Below are 24,059 nucleotides of genomic sequence, written 5' to 3' on the forward strand. Positions count from 1 at the left end.
ACACTTCAGGTTCACATAATCTCATTGATTATGTTGTCTTTCGACCGAATTATGTTTACATAGGGGAGGACAAAGGGATGTGGCTTTGAAACCGGACGATCGGCGACAGGAGATCATGGATATCCTGATGGAAGCGGGCTCCGCGTCTGTCGAGGATCTGGCCCTGCGCTTTTCCGTGAGCAAGATGACCGTCCATCGCGATCTCGACGATCTCGAGCAGGCCGGGCTCCTTCGCAAGGTTCACGGCGGTGCATCGATCCAATCCAGCGCCCATTTCGAAAGCGATTTCCGATACCGCGAGAAGATGGCCGCAGAGGAAAAGCGGCAACTCGCATCCCATGCCGCGACGCTCGTGGAGCCGGGGCAGATCATCATCATCGACGACGGTTCGACGGCCGGTGGTCTTGCCGAGCATCTCGCCACGATACGGCCGCTGACGGTGATCACCAACAATCTCTCCGTGATCGTCATGCTGACCGCCGTATCCGGTATCGAGGTCATCTCGCTCGGTGGTCAGTACAGCCGCAAATTCAACGGGTTCTTCGGGATCGTGACGGAGGAGACATTGTCGTCGCTCCGCGCGGATATTGCGTTTCTCTCTTCCTCCGCCATTCAGGGAGCGGCCGCGTATCATCAGGATCAGGAAGTGGTGAAGACCAAACGGCAAATGATGCGGTCGGCAAGCCGTAGCTATCTCATGGTAGACCACGCGAAATTCGGCAAGCCCGCCCTCCATTTCCTGACCGGGCTGGACGGCTTCAGCGCGGTCATCACCAGTAACCGCATCGACGGTGGCCATGAGGCCGCGTTGGGGGATGCGGGGATCCCCATTATCAAGGTCTGACGACCGGAGCTACGACGAGGAGTATGCAGTGACGACGAACGGCATCTGGGTTGGAACAAGCTGGAAGATGAACAAGACGCTGAGCGAGGCCATGGCCTTTGCCGACGGTCTGGCGGCCAGCGACGGCGCACGCGACCCGCGCATTCAGCGCTTCGTCATTCCCCCGTTTACGGCTGTTCGGGAGACGAAGCAGCGGCTCTCCAACACCAGCGTCAAAGTCGGCGCGCAGAACATGCATTGGGACGATGACGGCGCCTGGACCGGCGAGATCTCGGCACCGATGCTGACAGATTGCGGGCTGGACCTTGTGGAACTCGGGCACAGCGAGCGGCGCGAGCATTTCGGCGAGACCGACCGGACGGTCGGCATGAAGACGGCCGCCGCCGTTCGCCACGGGCTGACACCGCTGATCTGCATCGGGGAAACGCTGTCCGAGCGCGAGGCCGGCGAAGCCGACGCCGTTCTGAAGCGGCAGGTCGAAGGCGCGCTTTCCGGACTTGCGGGCACAGATCGACAAAAGCCGGTTCTTCTGGCCTACGAACCTGTCTGGGCCATCGGCGTCAACGGCATTCCTGCATCGGCAGACTACGCCGACGAGCGCCACGCCCGGATCGCCGAGGTCGCCGAAACCTGTCTCGGCGTCAGGGTTCCGGTTCTCTATGGTGGCAGCGTCAACCCGCAAAACTGTGTCGAACTGATCGCCAAGCCGCATATCGACGGCCTGTTCATCGGCCGCTCCGCCTGGAACGTCGCGGGCTATCTCGACATCCTCACGCGCGTTTCATCCGCGCTCTGATCTTCCCTCCGATAACAAAAGCCTGAAAGGAAACAGTCATGAAAATTGCCATTGGAGCCGACAGCGCCGGCAAACCGCTTCTCGACGTCATCGCCAAGCATCTCGCGACACGCACGGATCTCGAGGTGACGGATCTCAGCCAGCAAGGCTTTTATGCCGACCTGTCGGAGAAGCTCGCCCAGACCATCGTCGCCGGCGAGAACGAGCGCGGCATCCTCTTCTGCGGCACCGGAATCGGCGTCAGCATCTCGGCCAACAAGGTGCCCGGCATCCGCGCCGCGCTGACGCATGATACCTATTCGGCGGAACGCGCCGCGAAGTCAAACAACGCCCAGATCATCACGATGGGCGCCCGCGTCATCGGCCCGGAACTTGCCAAGGCGATCGTCGATACCTGGCTCGCTTCAGAGTTCGATCCGAATGGCTCGTCGGCCGACAACGTCAAGGCGATCGATCGCCTCGACACGACGAAGTAGCGCACGCGACGCCGTCTTTCGCAGGCCGCCCGGATTCGTGCGCGCGATCCCGCATAACAAACGCCCGGCAGTGATGCCGGGCGTTTGTCGTCGGTCACGGGGGGCGACTGCATGTCGCCCGAAAGTGTGCAGCGGTTTCGGGAAACGACATGCATCAAAACAACACCTTCAAGCGCGCTGCGTGAACCCTTCTCACACAACGCGCTTTAGGCGCGGACGTGCAAGAGACGCAAGGCGTTGATGGTGACGAGCACGGTCGCGCCGGTATCGGCGAGAATCGCGGGCCAGAGACCGGTGATCCCGACAACGGTCGTGACGAGGAAGATGGCCTTGAGGCCGAGCGCGACCGCAATGTTCTGGCGGATGTTTGCCATGCAGCGCTTCGACAAAGCGATCAATGCTGCGACATCGGCCATGCGGCCGTGGAGGATCGCCGCATCCGCGGTCTCCAGAGCCACATCCGTTCCCCCGCCGATGGCGATGCCGACATCGGCTGCCGCGAGCGCCGGTGCATCGTTGATACCATCCCCCACCTTGGCGACGATGGCGCCTTGCGCCTTGAGTTCGCGGACGATCGTCTGCTTGTCCTCGGGCAAAAGTTCTGCGCGAACGTCGATCTCGAGATCGCGCCCGACAGCCTCTGCAACGCGGCGATTGTCGCCGGTCAGCATCAGCGTGCGGATGCCACCGGCCTTGAGTGCAGCAAGCGCTTGCCGCGCATCCTTGCGCGGCTCGTCGCGCATGGCGATGGCGCCGGCGATCTGCCCGTCGACGACCAGCACCGACACCGTCCTGCCGTCGTCGTTAAGCCTCTGGACAGCACGTGCCTGTTCTTCCGTCAGCGGCGCGATATCGCCAGCCGCCCGGGGGGAGCCCAGGAAAAGGTCCTGCTGGCCGACGTTTCCAGCAACCCCTTTGCCGCCCTTCGCCGACACCTTTTCGGCGGCGGGATAGGGGACGCCATCCCTCTCCGCGCGGGCGAGAATGGCAAGCGCGAGCGGATGGCTCGAACCCGCGTCAAGTGCAGCCGAGAGCCGCAGGACATCGCTCGCCGCGACGGTGAAGGACAGGATGTCCGTGACCTCGGGGCGTCCCTGGGTCAGCGTTCCCGTCTTGTCGAACGCCACGGTATCGATCGTGCCGAGCCTTTCGAGAACGGCTCCGCCCTTGACCAGCAGCCCCCGACGGGCGCCGGCGGACAAGGACGCGGCAATGGCGGCCGGCGTGGAAATCACCAGCGCGCAGGGGCAGCCGATCAGGAGGATGGCGAGACCCTTGTAGACCCATTCCGACCAGGAACCATCGGCCAGGAGCGGCGGCAGAATGGCAACGAGTGCGGCGACAAGCACCACGCCGGGTGTGTAATAGCGCGAGAACCTGTCGATGAAGCGCTCGGTCGGCGCCTTTGCCTCCTGTGCTTCCTCCACGAGGCGAACCACCCGGGCAATCGTGTTGTCGGCGGCCGCTGCCGTGACCGTGACGCGCAACACGCCCTCGCCGTTGACGGTGCCGGCAAAGACCGGATCGCCGCCAGCCTTGCGAACAGGCACGCTCTCGCCTGTCACAGGCGCTTCGTCGATCGCGCTTTCCCCCGAAAGAATCTCCCCGTCCGCAGGGACGCGGTCACCAGGCCGGATACGGATGACGTTGCCGGGCGCGAGCGTCTCGGCCGCCACCTCACGCGTCGTGCCGTTGTCATCGAGAAAGGCCGTCTTCGGCACGAGGTCGGTCAAAGCCTGGATGCTGCGCCTTGCCCGGCTGGCGGCCACACCCTCCAGCAGTTCCCCGACGAGAAACAGGAAGACGACAGCCGCAGCCTCCTCGCCCGCATCGATCACGACCGCGCCGATCGCTGCGATCGTCATCAGCATCTCGATCGAGAACGGCGTTCCTGCCAGCGCCGCCATGACGGCACGCCGGCCGATCGGCACGAGTCCGACCAGCAGAGCGATGAGGAACGCCGGCGCCGCCAGCGTGGGAAGGACATGCCCGACCGCATAGGCCAGCACCAGGGCAGCGCCGCAGAGCAGCGTCAGCCGCCCTTTCGCCGATGCCCACCAAGGCCCGGACATCGGTCCATGATCGTGACCATGCAAGTCGGCGGGTCGGGCGTCGGCCGTCATCGTCGAAGGCGCTTCGCGCGCGTGATCGCCGGGAGATCCGTGTTGATGGTCGCCCTGATGGCGGCCAGCGCGGTCGGCGCTGTCGTGATCATGCTCGGCATGAGCGTGAGGCGCATGTCCGCCGCAACAGGTTGCCGCCTGCACCGTCGATTTTGGCTCCGCGCGCCTCGCCGGCGCGGTCTTGTAGCCCAGGCCGGAGACTTTGCGCGCGACAGCGGACAGATCAGCGGTCTCGTCATGGTGAACGATCATGCCTTGGGTCGTGACCGAGACGGCGACATCGGAAACGCCCGGCATTCGCCGCACGGCCGTGTCGATCTTGGATGCGCAAGAGGCACAGTCCATTCCTTCAACGTCGAATCGCGTCTTCCGCATCTCGCCCATGATCATCTCCGTCACTTGATGCGAGATGGTGTAAAGGCTCTAGCGACTAGAGCTACAAGGGAAAAGATTCGAAAGATCGAGATCGCCGCATCCACGCCGTGCATTCGCGCGTAGGACTGTGCCATGACGGAGATCGGGACACTGACGGACAATCCGGGCACGCAGGACGACAAGGCTTTCCTCCCAGCGCATCGGCGGCTGATCCTCACCGCCGAGATGGAGGAAGCGGCGCAGGTGCGGTTCGACCGGCTCCGGCGCCTGCATTTTCCGGCAGAGCGGAATTGGCTATCTGCCCATCTGACGCTCTTCCACGCCCTCCCCGGCGAAGAGAGAGTGACCATCGAACAGCATCTTACAGAACTGACCGCTGGGGTGGGCCCCATCACCACGTCGGTCGAAGGCGTTCGCTTCCTGGGAAATGGCGTCGCCTTTGCTCTGTCGAGCGGGGCGCTGCAGGACCTCCGCGCGGCGTTCGCGCACCGGTGGCGCGACTGGCTGACGCGACAGGATCAGCAGGGATTCAGACCGCATGTCACGGTGCAGAACAAGGTCTCTCCCGAGAGGGCACGCGCGCTTCAGGCACGGCTGTCAGAAGATTTTGCTCCTTGGGATTTCGCGGTGACCGGGCTCCGTCTCTGGCATTATGACGGCGGCCCCTGGGAGCCGGCCGCGCAGGTGTCCTTTTCCTGAGACGTTCAGGTGCGGATGCGGTGGCCTTCTTCCGGGTCCGCATCGGCGCCCGCTTCAAGACGTTCGCTGTAACGGCGCATCATCTCGAGCTGGACCTCGGTCTGGAAATCCATGACCTGATGATGGATGTCGTCCTCGTCGCAGCCGAGCGTAAGCAGATCGTCGGCCAGGCGGCGGCAGGCCGTGCGCCAGTAGGTGACTGCAGCCTCGCCGTGAACGGCCTCCAGTTCGGCCGCGCAACGGCGGATCAGGTTTGTCCGTCCGGACAGCGGAAATGCAATGATCCCGCCCTGCATGTCCCGGGCGTCGTGTCCTGTCGTCATGGTCAAACCGATTCTCCTTCTGTCACCCTGATGTAAGGAGATTTTGGTTAACGCTTCGTATCCGGCCCCTTGGCGACGTCCCCTTATGTGACAAGCGTCACGGCCGTGGCATTGAGCACCGACAGGGCGTCGGCCGGCGCGAGACGGACCTGCAACCCCCGCTGGCCGCCATTGATATAGACCAGAGGTTCTGCAAGGGCTGCCGCCTCGATGTAGGTCGGCACCGTCTTCTTCTGCCCGAACGGGCTGATGCCGCCGACATGGTAGCCGGTGAGCCGCTCGGCCGCGGCCGGCTTCATCATCGCGGCGGACTTGCCCGAAGCGGCAGCGGCAAGCTTCTTCATGCTGACCTCGCGGTCGGACGGCACGACGACGCAGACCGGCTTGCCATCGACCTCCGCCATCAGCGTTTTCAGAACCCGGTGCGGCGGCTCGCCCATGGCGTCTGCAGCGGCCATCCCGATGCGATCGACGGACGGGTCGTAGTCGTAACTATGGGTGGTAAAGGCGATTGCCGCGTTTGTCAGCGTCTGTGTCGCACGTGTCGTTTTCGACATGGCTCAATTCCCGAAGACGGTCTCATACACTTCCGGCCGGAAGCCTGCGGTCAGCGCGCCGTCGAAATCAAGGATCGGGCGTTTGATCATGGACGGATTGGCCAGCATCAAGGCAATGGCCTTCTCTTCATCGAGATCCTGCCGTTCCACGTCCGGGAGCTTGCGAAACGTCGTTCCCGCTCGATTCAGGACCGTTTCCCAGCCAAGCGCCGCGCACCAGCCGGACAGAGAGGCTCGATCGATGCCTTCGGCCTTGTAGTCGTGAAAGCGGTAGGCAATGGTTTGGCTGTCCAGCCAGCTCCGAGCCTTCTTCATCGTGTCGCAGTTACGAATGCCGTAGAGGGTCACGGGCACGATCAGTCCTCCAGCGCGCCCGCCTTGCGGCCCGCTCGCGTCATGTCTGCACAACCGATCTTCATGAGATCGTCGCGACGGCGGGCAAAGCGCGCGGAGGATCGCGTAACGACGAGCCCGGCCTGTGGCGCGCGCACCTCCACATCATCCTCCGGAAAGCCCGGGCGCGGAACGAGAACGGCCAGGAGGTCTCCGGCATCGACACGATCTCCGACGTCGCGATGAAACAGAATGGTACCGGGAACGGGCGCCTTGATCATTTCGATCGTGTCGAGAGCAAAGGCCGGTCCGGAATAGGCCGCAAGTGCCGGCGCGTTGCCGTCCACGATGCCCCGTGCCTGCAGAAACGCCCAGAGCCCATCTGCGTCGCGCCGTGCCACGTCCGGGCCGACGTCGCGACGCCCACGCAACTCCATCGTCACCGAGAGGCAACCCGGGAGCGAGACGCCCTTTCCACCCTTTTCCTGTTTCCACGCATAGGAAACAGCCTCTTCAAACGCCGAGCTTTCCCCGTCGGACAGGAAAACGGCGTCCATTTCCAAGGCCGATGCAAGGTCGGAAGCTTCGGGCCAGAACGCGCTATCGATATAGGCATAGGGCAGCGACTCGTCGTCACAGTGAAGATCGAGCACGAGATCCGCCCCAAGCGCGCGGAAAAGCAGCTCCCGCTTCAAACGCTCCGGTGCGGTGAACCGGTCCAGATCAAGCAACAGGGCGTGACGCTCGGACGCGGCGATCAAGGGAAAATCCCGATTGAAGTTCCCGCGTGACCCCAGATCGAAGCGTCCCTGCATCTCACCGAAATGGGACTGTGCTGCGCCGAGAGGGTTTGCCTGCGGCACGACGGTGATGTCGCCCCGGATCGCCCCTGCCGCTTCCGCCTCGCGAAGTCGCGCGCAAAGCAGGTGAAGCGTCGCGACACCCGGCAACTCGTTGGCATGCAGAGCTGCCTGAAGATAGACCTTCGGCGTGGAGCTGGCCTGCGAACCGGAGAACTCCAGAACAGGAATGCGCCAGCTCACTTCCGGCGTATCCCCTGGGATATTGATCGCGTCCTGCTTCACCCAAATCTCCATCTCGTTCTGCATCTATAGCCGAACCGCTGCCTCGTTCAAGAACGAAGAGTGAACAGGCGCGTTTAACGAGCGGCGATATGAAGGACAAAGCGAAAGGACCGGTGCGTCACGGCGTGTAGCGTGCCAGTCCTTCGCGGGACGCTATTCCCACTCGATCGTTCCCGGCGGCTTCGACGTGATATCGTAGACCACGCGGTTGATGCCGCGGACCTCGTTGATGATGCGGGTCGCCGTGCGGCCGAGAAAGGTCATGTCGTAGGGGTAGAAGTCGGCCGTCATTCCGTCGACCGAGGTGACGGCGCGCAGGGCGCAGACGAAATCGTAGGTGCGGTAGTCGCCCATGACGCCGACGGTCTGGACCGGAAGCAGCACGGCGAAGGCCTGCCAGATCACATCGTAGAGACCCGCCTTGCGAATTTCATCGAGGTAGACGGCATCGGCTTTGCGCAGGATGTCGAGCTTTTCGCGCGTCACGCCGCCGGGGCAACGGATGGCCAGACCGGGGCCTGGGAACGGGTGGCGGCCCACGAAGCGCTCGGGAAGACCGAGCTCGCGGCCGAGCGCACGCACCTCGTCCTTGAAGAGTTCGCGCAACGGCTCGACCAGCTTCATGTTCATGCGGGCCGGCAGCCCACCCACATTGTGATGGCTCTTGATCGTGACGGAGGGACCGCCCGAGAAAGACACGCTTTCGATGACGTCGGGGTAGAGCGTTCCCTGCGCGAGGAAGGCCGGCGCGCCCTTGCCATCTTCGGCAATGCGCTTGGCCTCCGTCTCGAAAACATCGATGAAGAGGCGACCAATGGTCTTGCGCTTGACCTCGGGATCGACCTCTCCGGCAAGTTCGGTCAGGAACAGGTCCGATGCATCGACATGGACAAGCGGGATATTGTAGTGATCCCGAAACATCTTGATCACTTCATCCGCCTCGTTGAGGCGCATCATGCCGTGATCGACGAAGACGCAGGTCAGCTGGTCGCCGATCGCTTCATGGATGAGAACGGCAGCGACCGAGCTGTCGACGCCGCCGGAGAGCCCGCAGATCACCCGGCCATCCCCGACATCTTCGCGTATCTTGCGGATCATTTCGGCCCGGTAGGCGGCCATGGTCCAATCGGACTTCAGGCCGACGATCTTGTGCACGAAGTTGGAAAGCAGCTTGGCGCCATCCGGCGTGTGCACCACTTCGGGATGGAACATGGTGGTGTAGTAGCGGCGGCTCTCATCGGCGGCGATCGCAAACGGCGCATTCTCGGAGGTGGCGATGACCTCGAAGCCATGCGGCAGCTGCGTCACGCGGTCGCCGTGGCTCATCCAGACAGGATACCGTTCGCCGACCTGCCAGAGCCCCTCGAACAGCGGGCTTGCCGCCTTGATCTCGACATCTGCGCGACCGAATTCGGCGGCATGACCACCTTCTACGGTGCCGCCCAGCTGCACGCACATCGTCTGCTGGCCGTAGCAGATGCCAAGCAAGGGAATCCCGCTGTCAAACACCGCCTGCGGAGCGCGCGGGCTGCCTTCCGCCGTGACGGACGCCGGGCCGCCGGAGAAGATGACGCCTTTCGGCGCCATGCGGGCGAATGCATCCTCGGCATTGTTGAAGGGATGGATCTCGCAATAGACGCCGGCTTCGCGAATCCGGCGCGCGATGAGTTGCGTCACCTGGCTGCCGAAATCGATGATGAGGATGCTGTCGGGATGGGCTATCTCGGTCATGCCTGGCCTTTTCACGCGCGGGATCATTCCGAGCCTTTAAATAAACGGGCCGGCAAGTGCAATGTCTAACCCGCGCTCTCCTGCCTCAAAGGCCAAGCGCGCCCTCTGCCGTCGCGGCTTCCAGCCGATCGAGAACACCGGCAAGCTTCTCGTCGATGACGTGCAGATAGGCGGTCCAGTCGGAGACGTGGCGGAGTTCCGCCTTGCCGTCGGAAATGCCGCGCAGCGCCAGCAAGGGCACGCCGAAGACCTGGCAGGCACGCAGCACGGCGAAGGTTTCCATGTCAACCATGTCGGCGGCAATATCGGAATAGGCGGATCCGGACACGATATTGCCACCTGTGGAGAGGCTTGCTTCCGGCACGCCCGGAATGCGCAGCGGCAAGGGAACGGTGACGGGAAGGTCGAGGAAGGGCGTTGCTCCTTTCTCGAATCCGAGCGGCGAAGCATCCATGTCGCGATAGGCAACCGAGGTCGCCTGGTAGACCCCTGCCTGCTCGAGCGAGGCGGAGCCGGCCGAGCCCAAGGATACGACCAACGCCGGCAATCGGTTTGCGCCCGAAAGCTGAGCGAGGGCGCGGGTGACCATGACCGCCGCCTCCACCGGCCCGACGCCGGTCATCAGCGGCGTCATCCGCGTCTTCAGATGCGGGCCGTACTCCGCCTCGACCGCCATGACGTAGAGGATCGACTGTTCGCCAACCTGCTTCAGCAGGTCTACGGGCATCGTGCCCGGTGTCGGATGGGTCATCTCGTTCACTCTGCAAATCCTTCACGGTCGCGCACGACCATTTTGGTGGCTGTCATCGAGGCGATCAGCTTGGGCGGCGCATCCTGCGACATCGCATAGGCGCGGCCGTCGGAGACGATGATGGTGGTGCCCGGCTTCGTGACTTCGCCGCGGAACAGGAAGCGTTCGCCCCGTCCGGGCGACAGCAGATTGACCTTGAACTCGATGGTGAGCAGCCCGGCGTCCGGTTCCAGCACGGAATAGCCGGCATAGGTGCTCGCGGTTTCCAGCGCAGACGAGATAATCCCGGCATGGAGGATGCCGTGCTGCTGCGTCATCATCTCGTCGAAGGGCAGTTCGATCTCCACCATGCCTTGTTCGACGCGCGTCAGTTCGGCACCGATCGTCCGCATGAAGGCCTGGCGGTCGAAGCTCCGACGGACACGGGCGCGAAAATCGTGGCCGGTCGTTTCATCCATGTCCAACACTCCACTGATGCGGCATCGGCGCCTCCGGACACCTGCTGCTTCTGGCCTTGCGGCCGGGACGGCTGAAGACTGGCATGCTGCTCCCTCCACCCGCAAGGGTTTCCCTTTAGCATCCTCAGTTGAGGAGCAGAATGGACCCATTCAGGAGCGTCGCGAACGAGACCCAGACGGCATACGGCACGAAGAGCCATGCGGACAACCGATCCTGCCGCCAGGAGACGGCGATGAAGGCATAGACCGATATCAGCAAGGCGAGGATGACGATCAGCGCCAGGGCGATCTCGTGAAACCCGAAGAACAGCGGCGACCAAGCGAAGTTGAACAGCATCTGCGCAGCCCAAAAACCCATGGCACGCGTATGGCGATGATGCAGGAAGGTGCGGGCACCGACGGCACCGATCATCACGTAGAGCGTTGTCCAGACGGGCGCGAAAATCCAGTTCGGCGGATTGAACGGCGGCTTTTGCAGCGATTGGTACCACTCGCCGGGGATATTGTTGATCCCGATCAAGATGCCGCAAGCAACGACGACGCCGATGAAGAGTGCGTAGATCAGCGGAGGGCGCATGAGGGTCCAATCATGATCGTGTTCCGTCGACGTCCCGAAAATCGCAGGTCGAACCGTTGCGAGGGGAAGCTTACGACAGCCGGTCATCCGGCAGAGAAAATTTAGGGCAGCGCCACGTCTTTGACAGGCTCTGTCAAGCGGTGGGTCTCGTTCGCAGTGTCTTGCTCCCTCATAGCGGGCGCGTGCGAACGATGTGCTGGTCCCAGGCGATCGGCGCGATCCTTTCCGCGAAGCGCCCGTCATAGGACGAGACCGCGAAACCCTGGCGGTTCGCAGGCGCAATGCCGGCCGCGTCGGCAAGCTTGTCCAGTCGAACGAAAGCGCCGGTCTTTGCATCCACCGTGACGACCGCGCCCCCTTTCGGCGATGCGAGGCCCACCAGCCCCTCGCGACGATGGACGGCAATCGCGCCGACATAATTGGCCAGCGCCGCGGTCGCCTCCTCCGGCAGATCAAGGAAGCGGATGTCCTCGCCGGGAGCGAACACGCCGGCAACCGGAGGGCGTGCATTGCGGGGCCCCTCGTACTGGCAGGCAAACCAGATGCGGCCTTTGTCGTCGATATCGACGTGCCGCGTCGAGAGTTGTCGCAAGTGTTCCGGCATGACGTGCCGCTCGACCAGCCGCCCGGTCGCCGTCTCGATAAGAACGAGCGAGGGGTCCATGTGATCGAGGTTGAGCTTGGTGCGTCCGAAGTCCGGATGCGTCTCGATGCCGCCATTGGCGACGGCCAAGTGACGGCCGTCCGACGAGAGCGTCATATCATGCGGGCCGATGCCGAAGGTCGGGAACTCGCCCACGCGACGGAAGCCGTCCGTGCCGTCGTAGATGCCGACCATGCCGCGATTTCCTGCAAAGTCGTTCTCGGTGGCATAGAGCAGCCGGCCGTCTGCGGAAAAACACCCATGACCGAAGAAATGTCGCCCTTCGCTGGCGGTAATGACGACCGGTTCGTTGCGCCCGGCCGTATCGAGAACCATCGCGAAGGTTCCCGGGCGGCGAGCGAAGGCGACGGTATGGCCGGTGATCGCGGAATGGGCTAGACCATGGGCCCGATCCGGCAGGGCATGACGATCGATGACCTCGCCCTCCTCCGAGACGGTGGCGATCCCGTAGGAGCCGTCCTCGGCCCTGAAGGCGGAGGCAAACACGGCGTCCGTTCGAGACAGGATGGCAGCGGCAGCAGGCGAAAGCGAGACCGCCCATGCGGCGCCTGCCATCGAAAGAAACGCCCGTCTGTCGAGGAGCACCTGGCCGCGGGGCACATCGGAACGCGTCATCGCCGTCCTCCGTCAATCGCCGTCGGCGAAGGAGAAGCCGGCGCCAAGTCCGATCGCGGCGCCGAAATCCAAATTCAAACGCTGCAACAGATCATTGGCGTTGCGCAGGACGAGAAGCAGTTTCTCGCGTTCCGCCGGATCTGTCAGCGACGTGTCGATCGGCCGATCGACGGCGTCGGCTGAGGCGATCAGGTCGTTCAAGACGATATCAATCGAAGCGGCGATCGACTGCTTGTCCGCGGGAAGGAGCGCACGCATGCCGGAGGAATCGAAGAGTGCCTTGAGACCTCGCGCATTGCCGGCGACCGACGCCATCGTCTGACCGGACCGCCAGTAGACGGCGAGCTTTGGATGGCCGGGAGACGGCGCAGGCGTGATCGCGCCGGCAAAAACGGGACGAAGACGCTGATCGCGCAGGCTTTCGACGCCGTGAACGAGGATGCCGAGGAGCTCCGTGGCCGCCTCTCCCTCCGTCCGATAGAGCGGATTGTCGGGCCCCGGCGCCTTCCATGCGGCCTGAACACCCCGCGGATTTTCCCATGCGGCACTCAGTTCGGCGGCAACGCTCGTCAGGTTCTCGGCAATGGCCCGCGCGTAGCGGCATCGGAATCCGTCAGGCGCATCGAGCAATTCATCGGCATCGGTGCCAAACAGGACATATTCCAGGGCGCCCAGCCCTTGGACGGCAACGCTCTTGCCGCGCAGCGAGGTCGCGATCGTCGCCGTTTCGTCGCCTTCGGCCAGAATCCGCTGAACCTGCTTCAGGCCCGTACTTTTGCGGTCGGGGAAGAACAGGACACGCTCGAACCGGTTGTCGTCGAGAACCGGGCCAACGCGGACGATCTCAATGCGCGACCACGCGGCGGTAACATCGGCAAATGCGCGTTTGGCGTGGGCGAGCGATCTGGGCGACGGCCGGTGGCAGAGCGGACGAAGATGATCGGCAAGCGCGCCCGTCCGCTCGACAAGATCGCGGTAGCCGGGTCGGATGAACCCATCGACGGCCCGGGTCATCACCGTCGGCACAGCCTCTACCACAAGTCCGCTGGACGGTACGGCGGCGAGCTCGTCGTCGACCTCCTGCGCAGCGGCCGGCGTTGCCGAGGCGAGCGCGACGGTGAGAAGGAAGGTTGTCCATAGACGCATCACAGCGACTCCAGAAATGCGAGCAACGCCCGACGATCCGCGACGTCGAGGGAAACAAAACGATCGCGCGCGGCTTGCGCTTCGCCGCCATGCCAGAGAATGGCCTCGGTCAGCGTCCGCGCTCGCCCGTCGTGCAGGAAGCCGGCTTCCCTATCGACGGTGCGCGCAAGACCGATACCCCAAAGCGGCGGCGTCCGCCATTCCCCGGGCAGAGCGTCCTCTTGTCCGACAGCGTCGTCCGCTTTTTCATCGGACAATCCCTCGCCCATATCGTGCAGGAGCAGGTCGGAGTAGGGCCAGATCAGCTGGAAGGCGACCGACGGCGTTGCCGGGTCGCGGCGGGTGACGAATTTCGGAACGTGGCAGGTGGCACATCCTGCTTCCGAAAAGATCCGCTTGCCCGTGAGCACGGCGGGCGCAGCGACGTCCCGTCGCGCCGGGACGGCGAGGTGCCGGGCATAGAAGGCAACGAGGTCGAGCACAGGATCGGGTGCCTCGCTCGACCCCAGCCGCGGCTGCACACCATCCTTGAGGGAAAGGCATTGCGGTTGAAGGGCCGTGCAATCGCCATGACTCCGCATGACATCCGGGGTGGAGATCCCGATATCGGTCGCAAAGGCCTCGGCCGCCTGGGCCCGGACGGTGGGAGCCTGCGCCTTCCAGCCGAAACGGCCGAGAACGGGGGTATCGGCGGCGCCCTCCGCAATCCAGGACGGACGGCCGCTGATGCCATCGCCATCACGATCCTGCGGGTCCGCATGCGTGAGGATATCGCCGACGTCGATCGCCTCCAGCAAGCCGAGGCCGGTCATCGGCGGCGCAAGACGCGGCGAAAGGCGCGTGGCGCGCGCCAGAGGGCCGTAGGCCAGACCTTCGATCGCATAGACCGGCCGGCGCAGGCTGACCTGTTCCCCACCGGCCAACATGACCGGAACCTCCTGATAACGCGGCACGAGGCGACCTTCGGCAGCAAGACCGGGGACGGCGTTGTCCTGGAGCTGACGACCGTAGACCGGATCGCCTTGGGGGCCGGATCGAGCCTGACCGGGAAACGAGAACTTCACCACCAGCGAGGGACTTCCCGCCTCGCCGGACGGTGGCTGCCCGCGGCCGTCCCGCACATGACAGGTTTCGCAGGAGCGGGCATTGTAGAGAGGCCCAAGTCCGTCCGAGGCCTGTGTCGAGGAGGGCGAGGACACCCAGAGCTTTTCAAAAAGAGCGCTGCCGAGGCGAAAACGTTGCTCCGCCTCGGAATCCAGATTGGCCGCAGGATGGGTGAGAACGGCCCGATCCGGCCTTGCCGTCGAAGTTCCCGCGCCGCCGGCCATTGCCTCGAAAGGCTCCGGACGGGAGACGTCCCGCGTCGGCTTGACGACCCGGGCAACGCGACGCCGGTCCTGTTCAGACAGGTCGCTGCGTTCGGCGTTTCCCCCGGACCACGGAGGCGCAACCGCCGAAACAGCGGGCACGGCCTGTGCGGAGAAGGACGCGCCCGACCCCGCTCCGACCCATGCGCCAACTGCAGCCACGACGAGACCCGCCGCGAGGCTCGCGGCGGCTGCAGTCGTGATGGAACGGGGGACGGTCCGAGCGGTCATCGCGGATCAGGCGTCGGCGCGGCCGGAAACGGCTCTCACTGGAAAACGGCGTTCGGATTATCGAGGCTGTCGGACCCTTCAAGTTCGATCTTGCCGAGATCCAGCGCGGTCAGCACGCGCTCGACGGTCTTCGACTGGGCGATGAGACCATCGATCGCCTTCTGGACGACCGCATTGCCTTCGGTGTTGCCTTCCGCGATCATCTGGTCGTAGGCCTCGACGGTCTGGCCGCGCTTTGCCATCGCCTGCATCGCCGCCACGGTCGTGGCGAGCTTTTCCTTCATCTCCGCATCGACAGCCGGGTCCTTGGCAGCAACGAGCTCCGACAAAGAAGGCCCGGACATCTTGGTGCCGTCCGTGCGGGTGTAGGTCCCGAGATAGGCCTGCTCGATGCCGATCGCGTCGTGGAGATGCGAGTTGTAGGTGTTGTCCGAGAAGCAGTCATGCTCTTCTTCCGGATCATGCAGAAGAAGGCCGAGTTTCATGCGCTCGCCGGCAAGTTCGCCATAGGAGAGCGATCCCATGCCGGTCAGGATAGCGGTGAGGCCAGCCTTCGGATCGGCTTCGACAGCCTTTGTGGCGGCTCCATCCGGCGTCCAGTTGGCCGCCATCTCCTTCAGATCCGAGACGAGAAGATCGGTTGCAGCCTTCAGGTAGGCGGCACGACGATCGCAGTTGCCATTGGTGCAAGCCTTCGTATCGTAATCGGTGTAGGGCCGATTGCCGGCGCCCGGACCGGTGCCGTTCAAGTCCTGCCCCCAAAGCAGAAACTCGATCGCGTGATAGCCCGTGGCGACGTTCGCCTCAATGCCATCCGCTTCCTGCAGCGTTCCCGACAGAAATTCCGGGGTGATCTTCGATGCGTCGATTTCCTTGCCGTCGATCGAGATCGTCTTGTTGGCAATGACATTGGCGGTGAAGAGCGCGTTCTCGTCGCTCTCGCTGCCGTAGCTCGGATCGACATAATCGATCAGCCCCTCATCGAGCGGCCAGGCGTTGACCTTGCCCTCCCATTCATCGACGATCGGGTTGCCGAAACGGAAGACCTCGGTTTCCTGATAGGGGTTGCGGGCAGCGAGCCAAGCCTCTCTGGCGGCCTTCAGGGTCGTGTCGCTCGGCGTTGCGATCAGGGCGTCGACAGCCTTGTCGAGCGCCTGCGCCGTTGTCAGTGCATCCTCGAACTTGGCATGTGCCACGTCGGAATAATGCTTGAGCACGGCTGCGGCATCCGTTGCCGCATGGGCCGGTTGAAGCGAAAGCGCGGATGTGGCCGCAGCCAGCGCCAAGGCGGCGGAGCGAAGGAATGATACGGTCATGACCTCTCCTCGGCGGGCCTGCCCAGGAAGCCGGACAGGAAAACCGCACGTGTGAAACGGATTGGGGACGGCCATGCCTTTCCGGCATGCTGCAGCCCTTGTCCGATCCTCATGAACGAAAACTAAACTTGTGTCAAAGGATATAGTTTAACCGCTTTGACCCTCTTATCCCTGCCGCCGCAGCATGGCAAAGAAGAAGCCGTCGGTTGCGGTCGATGCCGGGGACAGGGTCAGCGTGCGGCCATCGCGCGTGACCGGGCGACGCGCCGACGTGCCGAACAGGGTCTCCCAGCTCTTGATCGCCGGCACCGCGGTAAAGCCCGCATTCTCCGCAAGAAATCGATCGATCTGCTGATCATTCTCTTCCGGAAGTACAGAGCAGGTCACATAGACAAGACGACCGCCGGGTCGGATGTAGCGTGCGGCCTCCGCCAGCGCTTCGCGCTGCTGGCCCTGGCGTTCTTCGATGTTGCGCTCGTTCAGCCGCCATTTCGTGTCGGGCCGGCGGCGCCAAGTTCCGGTTCCTGTGCAGGGGGCATCAACCAGCACCGCATCGCAGCGATCGGCCAGACTGGTGAGTGCCTGCTGCCGGTCGTGAACCTGCACGTTTCGGGTGCCTGCCCGTTTCAATCGCTCGATGATGGGTGCCAGCCGCTTGCGGTCGGTGTCGAAGGCGTGAATCTGACCTTTGTTGTCCATGGTGGCCGAAAGAGCGAGCGTCTTTCCACCGCCGCCGGCACAGTAATCGAGGATCTGCTCGCCGCCGGTCGCACCGACGAGGTCCGCAACGATCTGCGAGCCTTCATCCTGAACTTCGAACCAGCCCTTCTGGAAGGAAAGCTCGGCCGTGACATTGGGGAGTCGGGACGGCCCCTCGCCCGGCGCAACGCGCAGGCCTTGGCGCGCGGTCTCTGTCGGACGCACGCCGGCGTCTTCCAGCGCCTTCTGCACTTTCGCACGATCGGCCTTCAGCGTGTTGACACGCAGATCGAGTGCCGGGCGTTCGGCGAGTGCCGCCGCTTCGTCCAGCCAGCGATCACCGAAGGCCGCCTGAAAGGACGGAACGACCCACTCCGGAACATCTCCCTGGATATGCGCGGGGGCCTCCTTGATGTCGCGCGTGCGAAACGCGGCCAGCGCCGCGTCGGGAAGCGGGGGCGGTGCGAAACGATCACCCTCGAGGCTTGCCGCCAGCGTCTCCGGCGTTTCGCCCCACTGACGCAGCATGACGGCATAACCGAGTGCGGTCGCCCGGTCGTCGTCCATCAGCCAGGCGTGAGACAGTTTCTGACGAAGCGCATCGTAGACGATGTTGCCAATAGCAGCGCGGTCGCCGGAGCCCGCGAAACGATGGGAGAGACCCCAGTCCTTCAGCGCGTCCGCAACAGGACGCTTTCGCGCCTCGATGTCGGAGAGAACATCGATTGCACCGGCAAGTCGTCCACCCAGTCGCATCGCTCATTCTCCATCGTTCGGCGGTACAAATCCAACATCCATTGTGGCGCGTGTACCGGCGATGAAAGCGAAGAGCAAGCCGGAAGGCCCTGCGACCCTTGCCCGTTTCCCTGCGGGCGCATGCCGCGCAGGCGGTTTCCGGACAGAGCCGGAATTTGTTTCCGGAACCTTTTTACGACCGTCGGGATTTATCCGACGACGCGGTAACAGATGCTGGCGTGGCCGGAACTGACCATACCGACTTGCGAGGCTGCGGCCTTGGAGAGATCGAGCACGCGGCCTCGGATGAAGGGGCCTCGGTCATTGATGCGGACAACGACGCTCTTGCCGTTTCGCTTGTTCGTCACTTCGACCCGTGTGCCGAACTTCAGGCTGCGGTGGGCTGCGGTGAGGTATTTGGCATTCATCCGCTCACCGGAAGCGGTCCGCGATGAGAGTGCATACCACGATGCGCCGCCACATCCTGCGCCTGCGGCCTGTGATGGTGTGATGGATGTGAAAGTTGCCCCCAAAGCAACGCATGCCGCCAGTGCGACATTCGCAAGTTTCAGTGTCGTCAACCAGGTACCCCTTTGTCGTATCGTCTTGCTTTTCAGCGAACGAGACGGCTTGTCCGGGGCAAAAATGGCAAAAAAGAGCTTCAACCGTTAAGCAACAGTTAGGGTTTACTGATCCTGTCCTCTGTTGAATTTTCTTAAATTTTTGAATCACGCGCCATCACTGGAAAAAAATGCGTTGAATCAAGACAATTCAGTAAATGTGGCATTTTGTGGAATAGTTTTTCCACAGGCTGAATAAAATGAGATTAAATTTTTGAAAAGCCCATAATTTCGTCATCCGCAGGTCACCGGTGCTGCGCAAATTCCCGACAGGGTTGTGTCCTCGGCGACCGGCTGCGCATTTTCAGATCTGCGCTTTCCAGCAATTCTCGTTCCACATCTGTTGCAGAGACTGCCGATAGTCGGGATGAAGAAAGGTATATCCGGAAGCGCGGAGTTTCGCGTTCGAAACGCGCTTGTTTTCTGCGTAGAAGGTTCGCGCCATCGGGGAGAGGTCGGCCGTTTCGAAGGCCATCTCCGGCGGAGGCGTTACGCCCATCAGACGAGCGGCTTCCAGCACGACGTCTTGCGGCGGCGCGGGTTCATCATCCGTCACGTTGAAGACGCCCCCCATACCGTTCTCACCGAGAAAGGCGACTGCACCAGCGATGTCCTCGACACGGATGCGGTTGAAGACCTGCCCAGGCTTTACGAGACGCCGTGCCGTCCCGTTGGCGAGATTGCAGAAGCCGTTGCGGCCAGGCCCGTAAATGCCCGACAGACGCAGAACGGCCACGGGAATGCCGACCGACCGGCCGTAACCCAGCCACGCCTCTTCCGCCTCCACACGCTCCAGAGAGCGGGTCGATACCGGATCGAGCGGCGTGTCCTCGGTCACCCAGGCGCCCTTGTGATCGCCGTAGACGCCGACGGTGGAAAGATAGGCCACCCAGCTCAGATTCGGCATGAGGCGAGAGAGGCTTGGTGTACCGGGCCGCATCAGCGGATCGCCGGCCTTGCCGGGTGCGATCGATTGTACGAGATGCGTCGCCCGCCCCATCACGGAGAGAAGTTCGGCAGAAAGGGTTTCGCCGTCGTAGATCAGCGCGTCCAGTCCCATGTCTGAGAGCGCCTGCTGCCGCTCGGGAGACCGGGTCGTGCCGGCGACCGAGGTCGCCGACGGCAGAAGCCGGCGCGCGATAGCGGCCCCGGAAAAACCAGCACCCAGAATGAGAACGTCCATCATGCGGCTCCTGCGCGTTTCCATTCGTCCAAGACCTCGCCATCATTTTCCGGTGGCCGCTCTCGGGCAAGCGCCTGAAAAGCATCCGGCTGCATCAGACGGGACAGCGCCCAGACGGCCATTCCCCGCACCGCAGGCGCAGCATCGCTCAAGCGTGCGCGGGTTGGCGCGATCAGTTCGGGATCGCGCGAATTGCCCGCGGCGATCAGACAATTGCGCACGAAGCGGTCGCGCCCGATGCGCTTGACCGGGGAACCGGAAAAAAGCGTGCGAAAGCCGGCATCATCGAGTGCAAGCAGCAGAGCCAGCGACGGCGCGGCGAGGTCGGCGCGCGCCCTCAGCTTCATCTCGCGCGCGACGGCCGCAAACTTGTTCCAGGGGCAGGCCGAAAGGCAGTCGTCGCATCCGTAGATGCGATTGCCGATGGCCGGGCGCAGTGCAGGGTCGATCGACCCCTTGTGCTCGATCGTCAGGTAGGAGATGCAGCGGCGCGCATCGATCTTGTAGGGCGCCGGAAAGGCATCCGTCGGACAGGCGTCGAGGCAGGCCCGACAGGAGCCGCAATGGTCCCGCTCGGCCGCATCGAACGCGAGATCCTCCGTCGTGAACAGGCTGCCGAGAAACAGCCAGGAGCCGAACGTCCGACTGACGAGATTGGTGTGTTTTCCCTGCCAGCCGAGACCCGCCTGCTCGGCGAGCGGCTTTTCCATCACCGGCGCCGTGTCCACGAAGACTTTGACATCGGCGCCCGCGCGCGCCGCGAAGCGTGTCGCGACCTCTTTCAGTCGCCCCTTGATGACGTCGTGATAATCGCGGTTCTGCGCATAGACCGAGATTGCACCACGATCCCTCAATTCCTGGACGGTGCGAGGATCATGGTCCGGGCCATAATTCATGCCGAACATGACGACCGAGCGGACCTCGCTCCAGAGCGTTCGGGGATCAGCACGGCGATCGGCGGTTTCTGCCATCCAGTCCATGGTGCCGTGATAGCCCTTGTGCAGGAAGTCTGTCAGACGGGCCGGCGCATCCGGTATGGCGTCGGGCGTCGTGATGCGACAGATATCGAAGCCCTGCGCCTGTGCCTCGGCCTTCAGAAAGGCTGTCAGTCCCGCGCGGCGACGTGCGAGAGCGCCGTCAGCGCGGCTTTGCGGATCAGAAGTCGAGGTCCGCATAATGCGATACCGGAGTAAGGCCGCGCACGCGCTCGGCAAGCAGCGGGCGGAAAGACGGACGCGACTTCAGCCGCTGATACCAATCCTTGGCGGCGGGAGCCTCCGTCCAGTCAATCTCGCCCATGTAGTCGAGCACGGAAAGCGCCGCCGCTGCGGCAAGGTCCGCATAGGACAGGCGATCGCCTGCCAGATAGGTGCGCGACCCGGCCAGCCAGGACAGATATTTCATGTGCTGGCGGATATTGGCGCGCGACAGGCGCAGCATCTTGGAGTCGGGGGCGCCGCCGCCCTGCTCCGCCGTCATCTGCAGCTTGAAGATCCGCTCGCGGACCAGGGGGCGGGTCACGTCCGCTTCCATCTTGAGAAGGAACCATTCGGTGAGGCGGCGGATCTCCGCGCGCTGGAATGGATCTTCCGCCAGAAGCCGGCGTTCGCGCTTCAGCACGCCATTGGTCTCATCGAGGTATTCGGAGATGACCGCGGCACCGCAAAGAGCGCGCATGCTGTCATCGACATAGACCGGCAAGGTTCCGGCCGGATTGAGCGCCAGAAAATCGCGTCGCTTTTCCCAAGGCTGCTCTTCCGTCAGATCCGTCTGGTAGCCGTATTCCGACAGGATGAGCCGGACAAAACGGGACGCTGTGGACATGGAGTGATGATAGAGAGTGGGCATCGATGGATCTGTCTCGGAACAGGATTTCAAGGTCGGATCGGGAGGCGCGGTTTCGTCTGGCCATGGCAGAGGGAAGACAGCTATAAGGCAGCGCTCGTCGCAGCTATAGAAGCAAGCCTTCCCGAACTCAAGCGAATCGGCCCTCCCCCGGTTCCTGAACCCTTAAACTCCTTTGCTTAAAGGAACTTTACCTGATGCCCGAACATTCGATCCTCAGTGCACTCATTCTGGGCCTCATCGAGGGCCTGACCGAGTTCATCCCCGTCTCCTCGACCGCCCATATCCTGCTGGCGGGGCATTTCCTCGGATTTGAATCGAAGGGAAAGACCTTCGAGATCATCATCCAGCTCGGCGCCATTCTTGCGATCCTGACCGTCTATTTCCATCGCCTCTGGTCGATCCTGATCGCTCTGCCGAACGATCCCCGGGCCCGACGCTTTGTTCTCCTCATCGTGCTCGCCTTCCTGCCGGCGGCGGTCATCGGCTTTCTCGCTCACGACTTCATCAAGAACGTTCTTTTCGAAACGCCCAAGCTCATTTGCATCATGCTGATCGTCGGCGGCATCATTCTGTATGCAATCGACCGCATGCCGATGAAGCCGCGCTACCATGACATGATGGACTACACGCCGTCGCTGGCGCTGAAGATCGGCCTGTTTCAGTGCCTCGCGATGATTCCGGGAACCTCGCGCTCCGGCGCCACCATCGCAGGCTCGCTTCTGATGGGGACGGACAAGCGCTCAGCTGCGGAATTCTCGTTCTTTCTCGCCATTCCGACCATGCTGGGGGCGACCGTTCTCGATCTCTACAAGAACCGCGACGTGCTGGATTTCAACGATGCCTCGCTGATCGCGGTCGGCTTCATTGCCGCCTTCGTCTCGGCACTCCTCGTGGTGCGTTCGCTTCTCGCGTTTGTTTCCAGCCGCGGATTTGCGCCATTCGCCATCTGGCGCATTATCGTCGGCATTGCCGGCCTCATCGGCCTCACCGTGTTCGGCTGAACCGCATAAAAAAAACCGCATGCGGCCGATGAACGGTCCGCATGCGGTTTCCTGGCCCCCGCCATACCCTCAGAATTCACATCTTAGCCGGCGGCCCTCGCTGCGGCCACAACATCAGCGACCGGAAGCAAAACCGATCGACGACGTCGTGCAAGGATCGACGCCATAAGCCGGCGCACAGTTATCGTGGCTGCCTGCCACGGTCTTCGGCGCGGCGAACGAGCCGGCAACGATGACCAATGCCGCGCACGCAAAGAAGATGGCGATCGACTTACCCATTTACTCTCTAGCCTTTCGAGATGTCCGAATGGCGTGCCCTGACCCTGACAAAGGCACGCGGCTGCTGTCTATGCCCCAGCACCGGCACAAGCAATAACGCAACATGTTGAATCGCCGGTAAAGGCCATCGGGAAAAGTGCAGTGCGGCAGAACTGCAACGCCGACCTTTCCGGACAAAGAAAAGCCGCCGGCTCATCACCGGCGGCTTATCAAGCCCGATGTTCCAGGCGGCCTTAGGCGGCCTTGCCGGAGCGGGTATACTGTCCCTGCGGGCGATAGCGGACGAGGTAGCTCGGAATGATCGCCTCGACCAACGTCGGCTCGATGCCGAAAGCCTTGAAGGTTCGCCCCTCGGCTTCGGCCGCCTGCGACACGACATTGTCGCTCTTCAGCAGCGTCACCTGGTCTGTGGTAAGCGGCGGGGTGATGAGCGGAATCAGGGAGGCAACGCTGCCGATCAGCGAGGCGGCACCGAAAGGCACCGTGACGAGTGCACGCTTACGGTCGATGGCCTTCAGCATGATCTCCAGACACTGGCGGAAGGTCAGGACTTCGGGACCGCCGAGCTCGTAAATCCTGCCCTTTTCGACTGCTCCTTCGACAGCCTTGGCGACGGCTTCCGCTAGATCCGCGACATAGACCGGCTGAAATGCAGTCTTGCCGCCGCCAACGAGCGGGAGCGCCGGCGAGAAACGCGACATTTGTGCAAACTTGTTGAAGAAACCGTCTTCCGGACCAAAGACGATCGAAGGGCGCAGGATGACCGCATCCGGCTTGATCTCCATCACGGCTTTTTCGGCCTTCGCCTTGGACTGGGCGTAGATGGATGCGCTGGCCGCATCGGCGCCGATCGCGGAGATATGGGTGAGCGAGGCGCCGACGCTGCGGGCAGCCTCAGCCACGGCGCGCGCACCGAAATCCTGCACCGCATCGAACGTGTTTCGCCCAGCCTCGAACAGGATGCCGACGCAGTTGACGACATGATCGCTGCCTTGCACGGCGGCATCGACCGACTGGCGATATCGCAGGTTGGCCTGCACGAACGAGATCTGGCCGACATTGCCGAGCGGCTGCAGGAAGCCTGCCAGATCCGGGCGGCGTACGGCGACGCGAATGCGAAAACCGCGCCGAGCAAGCGCGCGCACCACGTGCCTCCCGACGAAGCCCGATCCGCCGAAGACGGTGACGAGCGGGGGAAGATTGGACAGGGTCATGGAACGGCGCTCC

At 63.1% G+C, this 24,059-nt stretch carries 25 protein-coding genes; 5 read left to right on the forward strand and 20 right to left on the reverse strand.

Annotation, left to right across the window (positions count from 1 at the left end; genetic code table 11):
• The first annotated feature begins 85 nt into the window (after positions 1 to 85).
• Genes ASG25_RS06750 through ASG25_RS06760 form a run of 3 tightly spaced genes read left to right on the forward strand, consistent with a single transcriptional unit; the run spans position 86 to position 2,116 of the window.
• A complete protein-coding gene (locus tag ASG25_RS06750) occupies positions 86 to 844 on the forward strand; it encodes a DeoR/GlpR family DNA-binding transcription regulator (RefSeq protein WP_062472327.1) in 759 nt (252 codons plus the stop codon).
• A 28-nt stretch (positions 845 to 872) separates the two neighbouring features.
• Entirely contained in the window at positions 873 to 1,640 is a 768-nt protein-coding gene (locus ASG25_RS06755) for a triose-phosphate isomerase (RefSeq protein WP_062470979.1), read from the forward strand.
• A 38-nt stretch (positions 1,641 to 1,678) separates the two neighbouring features.
• Complete coding sequence (locus ASG25_RS06760) at positions 1,679 to 2,116, forward strand: RpiB/LacA/LacB family sugar-phosphate isomerase (RefSeq protein WP_062470982.1); 438 nt, start codon at positions 1,679 to 1,681, stop codon at positions 2,114 to 2,116.
• A 206-nt stretch (positions 2,117 to 2,322) separates the two neighbouring features.
• Here ASG25_RS06760 and ASG25_RS06765 read toward each other — a convergent pair whose 3' ends face one another.
• Complete coding sequence (locus tag ASG25_RS06765) at positions 2,323 to 4,623, reverse strand: heavy metal translocating P-type ATPase (protein WP_062470985.1); 2,301 nt, start codon at positions 4,621 to 4,623, stop codon at positions 2,323 to 2,325.
• A gap of 123 nt (positions 4,624 to 4,746) precedes the next feature.
• On the opposite strand from ASG25_RS06765, the gene ASG25_RS06770 reads away from it, so the two are divergent.
• On the forward strand, positions 4,747 to 5,313 hold the full coding sequence (locus tag ASG25_RS06770) for a 2'-5' RNA ligase family protein (RefSeq protein WP_082479949.1): 567 nt from the start codon (positions 4,747 to 4,749) through the stop codon (positions 5,311 to 5,313).
• Positions 5,314 to 5,318: 5 nt separating this feature from the next.
• Here the strand turns inward: ASG25_RS06770 and ASG25_RS06775 are convergent, their stop codons facing one another.
• The 17 genes from ASG25_RS06775 to ASG25_RS06855 all read right to left on the reverse strand — a co-directional run bounded on the left by ASG25_RS06775 (position 5,319) and on the right by ASG25_RS06855 (position 21,552).
• The gene (locus ASG25_RS06775; protein ID WP_062470988.1) at positions 5,319 to 5,636 is read right to left on the reverse strand and encodes a DUF6074 family protein; all 318 of its coding nucleotides are present in this window, start codon (positions 5,634 to 5,636) and stop codon (positions 5,319 to 5,321) included.
• Between the two features lie 83 nt (positions 5,637 to 5,719).
• A complete protein-coding gene (gene ybaK / locus ASG25_RS06780; protein ID WP_062470991.1) occupies positions 5,720 to 6,193 on the reverse strand; it encodes a Cys-tRNA(Pro) deacylase in 474 nt (157 codons plus the stop codon).
• Positions 6,194 to 6,196: 3 nt separating this feature from the next.
• Complete coding sequence (locus ASG25_RS06785; RefSeq protein WP_062470994.1) at positions 6,197 to 6,547, reverse strand: ArsC family reductase; 351 nt, start codon at positions 6,545 to 6,547, stop codon at positions 6,197 to 6,199.
• Positions 6,548 to 6,549: 2 nt separating this feature from the next.
• The gene (locus ASG25_RS06790) at positions 6,550 to 7,611 is read right to left on the reverse strand and encodes a succinylglutamate desuccinylase/aspartoacylase family protein (RefSeq protein ID WP_244479325.1); all 1,062 of its coding nucleotides are present in this window, start codon (positions 7,609 to 7,611) and stop codon (positions 6,550 to 6,552) included.
• Between the two features lie 153 nt (positions 7,612 to 7,764).
• Positions 7,765 to 9,342, reverse strand: a complete 1,578-nt coding sequence (guaA, locus tag ASG25_RS06795) for a glutamine-hydrolyzing GMP synthase (protein ID WP_062470997.1) — start codon at positions 9,340 to 9,342, stop codon at positions 7,765 to 7,767.
• A gap of 85 nt (positions 9,343 to 9,427) precedes the next feature.
• A complete protein-coding gene (locus ASG25_RS06800; protein ID WP_062472337.1) occupies positions 9,428 to 10,069 on the reverse strand; it encodes a 5'-methylthioadenosine/S-adenosylhomocysteine nucleosidase in 642 nt (213 codons plus the stop codon).
• A 29-nt stretch (positions 10,070 to 10,098) separates the two neighbouring features.
• Positions 10,099 to 10,551 (reverse strand): PaaI family thioesterase, encoded by a 453-nt coding sequence (locus ASG25_RS06805; RefSeq protein WP_062471001.1) that lies wholly within the window; start codon positions 10,549 to 10,551, stop codon positions 10,099 to 10,101.
• Positions 10,552 to 10,675: 124 nt separating this feature from the next.
• Positions 10,676 to 11,128: a TspO/MBR family protein gene (locus ASG25_RS06810; RefSeq protein WP_062471003.1), complete on the reverse strand. Its 453-nt coding sequence runs from the start codon at positions 11,126 to 11,128 to the stop codon at positions 10,676 to 10,678.
• Between the two features lie 169 nt (positions 11,129 to 11,297).
• Entirely contained in the window at positions 11,298 to 12,407 is a 1,110-nt protein-coding gene (locus ASG25_RS06815) for a DUF1513 domain-containing protein (protein ID WP_062471006.1), read from the reverse strand.
• A 12-nt stretch (positions 12,408 to 12,419) separates the two neighbouring features.
• Positions 12,420 to 13,553, reverse strand: coding sequence for an imelysin family protein (locus ASG25_RS06820; protein ID WP_062471009.1), 1,134 nt, complete (start codon positions 13,551 to 13,553; stop codon positions 12,420 to 12,422).
• Positions 13,553 to 15,151, reverse strand: a complete 1,599-nt coding sequence (locus tag ASG25_RS06825; RefSeq protein ID WP_082479951.1) for a di-heme oxidoredictase family protein — start codon at positions 15,149 to 15,151, stop codon at positions 13,553 to 13,555. Before ASG25_RS06825 ends, ASG25_RS06820 begins: the two co-directional genes overlap by 1 nt.
• 35 nt (positions 15,152 to 15,186) lie before the next feature.
• Positions 15,187 to 16,467: an imelysin family protein gene (locus ASG25_RS06830; protein WP_062471012.1), complete on the reverse strand. Its 1,281-nt coding sequence runs from the start codon at positions 16,465 to 16,467 to the stop codon at positions 15,187 to 15,189.
• A 165-nt stretch (positions 16,468 to 16,632) separates the two neighbouring features.
• The gene (locus ASG25_RS06835; RefSeq protein ID WP_062471015.1) at positions 16,633 to 17,922 is read right to left on the reverse strand and encodes an RsmB/NOP family class I SAM-dependent RNA methyltransferase; all 1,290 of its coding nucleotides are present in this window, start codon (positions 17,920 to 17,922) and stop codon (positions 16,633 to 16,635) included.
• A gap of 188 nt (positions 17,923 to 18,110) precedes the next feature.
• Complete coding sequence (locus ASG25_RS06840; RefSeq protein ID WP_200934688.1) at positions 18,111 to 18,434, reverse strand: septal ring lytic transglycosylase RlpA family protein; 324 nt, start codon at positions 18,432 to 18,434, stop codon at positions 18,111 to 18,113.
• Between the two features lie 391 nt (positions 18,435 to 18,825).
• A complete protein-coding gene (locus tag ASG25_RS06845; protein WP_062471018.1) occupies positions 18,826 to 19,704 on the reverse strand; it encodes an SDR family oxidoreductase in 879 nt (292 codons plus the stop codon).
• Entirely contained in the window at positions 19,704 to 20,879 is a 1,176-nt protein-coding gene (gene queG / locus ASG25_RS06850; RefSeq protein WP_062471021.1) for a tRNA epoxyqueuosine(34) reductase QueG, read from the reverse strand. The genes ASG25_RS06845 and queG overlap by 1 nt, the downstream gene beginning before the upstream one ends.
• Positions 20,860 to 21,552 (reverse strand): glutathione S-transferase family protein, encoded by a 693-nt coding sequence (locus tag ASG25_RS06855; RefSeq protein ID WP_062471024.1) that lies wholly within the window; start codon positions 21,550 to 21,552, stop codon positions 20,860 to 20,862. Before ASG25_RS06855 ends, queG begins: the two co-directional genes overlap by 20 nt.
• A 194-nt stretch (positions 21,553 to 21,746) precedes the next feature.
• Here ASG25_RS06855 and ASG25_RS06860 point away from each other — a divergent pair, with 194 nt between their 5' ends.
• Positions 21,747 to 22,553 (forward strand): undecaprenyl-diphosphate phosphatase, encoded by an 807-nt coding sequence (locus tag ASG25_RS06860; protein WP_062471026.1) that lies wholly within the window; start codon positions 21,747 to 21,749, stop codon positions 22,551 to 22,553.
• A gap of 114 nt (positions 22,554 to 22,667) precedes the next feature.
• Here the strand turns inward: ASG25_RS06860 and ASG25_RS23115 are convergent, their stop codons facing one another.
• Both ASG25_RS23115 and ASG25_RS06865 read right to left on the reverse strand, forming a co-directional pair.
• Positions 22,668 to 22,832, reverse strand: coding sequence for a hypothetical protein (locus ASG25_RS23115; RefSeq protein WP_156379615.1), 165 nt, complete (start codon positions 22,830 to 22,832; stop codon positions 22,668 to 22,670).
• 233 nt (positions 22,833 to 23,065) lie between these two features.
• Positions 23,066 to 24,046 carry a complex I NDUFA9 subunit family protein gene (locus tag ASG25_RS06865; protein ID WP_062471029.1) on the reverse strand — a complete coding sequence of 327 codons (981 nt, stop codon included), beginning with the start codon at positions 24,044 to 24,046 and terminating at the stop codon, positions 23,066 to 23,068.
• Between the last annotated feature and the right edge of the window lie 13 nt (positions 24,047 to 24,059).

The organism is Rhizobium sp. Leaf384 (genome assembly GCF_001424065.1).
Taxonomy (GTDB): Bacteria; Pseudomonadota; Alphaproteobacteria; order Rhizobiales; family Rhizobiaceae; genus Ferranicluibacter.

What these genes read in the sequence shown, in the direction of transcription:
- ASG25_RS06760 (WP_062470982.1), top strand. Translation starts at nt 1,679, where the DNA reads ATGAAAATTGCCATTGGAGCCGACAGCGCCGGCAAACCGCTTCTCGAC.
- ASG25_RS06765 (WP_062470985.1), bottom strand. Translation starts at nt 4,623, where the DNA reads ATGGGCGAGATGCGGAAGACGCGATTCGACGTTGAAGGAATGGACTGT.
- ASG25_RS06770 (WP_082479949.1), top strand. Translation starts at nt 4,747, where the DNA reads ATGACGGAGATCGGGACACTGACGGACAATCCGGGCACGCAGGACGAC.
- ASG25_RS06775 (WP_062470988.1), bottom strand. Translation starts at nt 5,636, where the DNA reads ATGACGACAGGACACGACGCCCGGGACATGCAGGGCGGGATCATTGCA.
- ybaK (WP_062470991.1), bottom strand. Translation starts at nt 6,193, where the DNA reads ATGTCGAAAACGACACGTGCGACACAGACGCTGACAAACGCGGCAATC.
- guaA (WP_062470997.1), bottom strand. Translation starts at nt 9,342, where the DNA reads ATGACCGAGATAGCCCATCCCGACAGCATCCTCATCATCGATTTCGGC.
- ASG25_RS06800 (WP_062472337.1), bottom strand. Translation starts at nt 10,069, where the DNA reads ATGCCCGTAGACCTGCTGAAGCAGGTTGGCGAACAGTCGATCCTCTAC.
- ASG25_RS06805 (WP_062471001.1), bottom strand. Translation starts at nt 10,551, where the DNA reads ATGGATGAAACGACCGGCCACGATTTTCGCGCCCGTGTCCGTCGGAGC.
- ASG25_RS06810 (WP_062471003.1), bottom strand. Translation starts at nt 11,128, where the DNA reads ATGCGCCCTCCGCTGATCTACGCACTCTTCATCGGCGTCGTCGTTGCT.
- ASG25_RS06815 (WP_062471006.1), bottom strand. Translation starts at nt 12,407, where the DNA reads ATGACGCGTTCCGATGTGCCCCGCGGCCAGGTGCTCCTCGACAGACGG.
- ASG25_RS06820 (WP_062471009.1), bottom strand. Translation starts at nt 13,553, where the DNA reads ATGCGTCTATGGACAACCTTCCTTCTCACCGTCGCGCTCGCCTCGGCA.
- ASG25_RS06825 (WP_082479951.1), bottom strand. Translation starts at nt 15,151, where the DNA reads ATGACCGCTCGGACCGTCCCCCGTTCCATCACGACTGCAGCCGCCGCG.
- ASG25_RS06830 (WP_062471012.1), bottom strand. Translation starts at nt 16,467, where the DNA reads ATGACCGTATCATTCCTTCGCTCCGCCGCCTTGGCGCTGGCTGCGGCC.
- ASG25_RS06835 (WP_062471015.1), bottom strand. Translation starts at nt 17,922, where the DNA reads ATGCGACTGGGTGGACGACTTGCCGGTGCAATCGATGTTCTCTCCGAC.
- ASG25_RS06845 (WP_062471018.1), bottom strand. Translation starts at nt 19,704, where the DNA reads ATGGACGTTCTCATTCTGGGTGCTGGTTTTTCCGGGGCCGCTATCGCG.
- queG (WP_062471021.1), bottom strand. Translation starts at nt 20,879, where the DNA reads ATGCGGACCTCGACTTCTGATCCGCAAAGCCGCGCTGACGGCGCTCTC.
- ASG25_RS06855 (WP_062471024.1), bottom strand. Translation starts at nt 21,552, where the DNA reads ATGCCCACTCTCTATCATCACTCCATGTCCACAGCGTCCCGTTTTGTC.
- ASG25_RS06860 (WP_062471026.1), top strand. Translation starts at nt 21,747, where the DNA reads ATGCCCGAACATTCGATCCTCAGTGCACTCATTCTGGGCCTCATCGAG.
- ASG25_RS23115 (WP_156379615.1), bottom strand. Translation starts at nt 22,832, where the DNA reads ATGGGTAAGTCGATCGCCATCTTCTTTGCGTGCGCGGCATTGGTCATC.
- ASG25_RS06865 (WP_062471029.1), bottom strand. Translation starts at nt 24,046, where the DNA reads ATGACCCTGTCCAATCTTCCCCCGCTCGTCACCGTCTTCGGCGGATCG.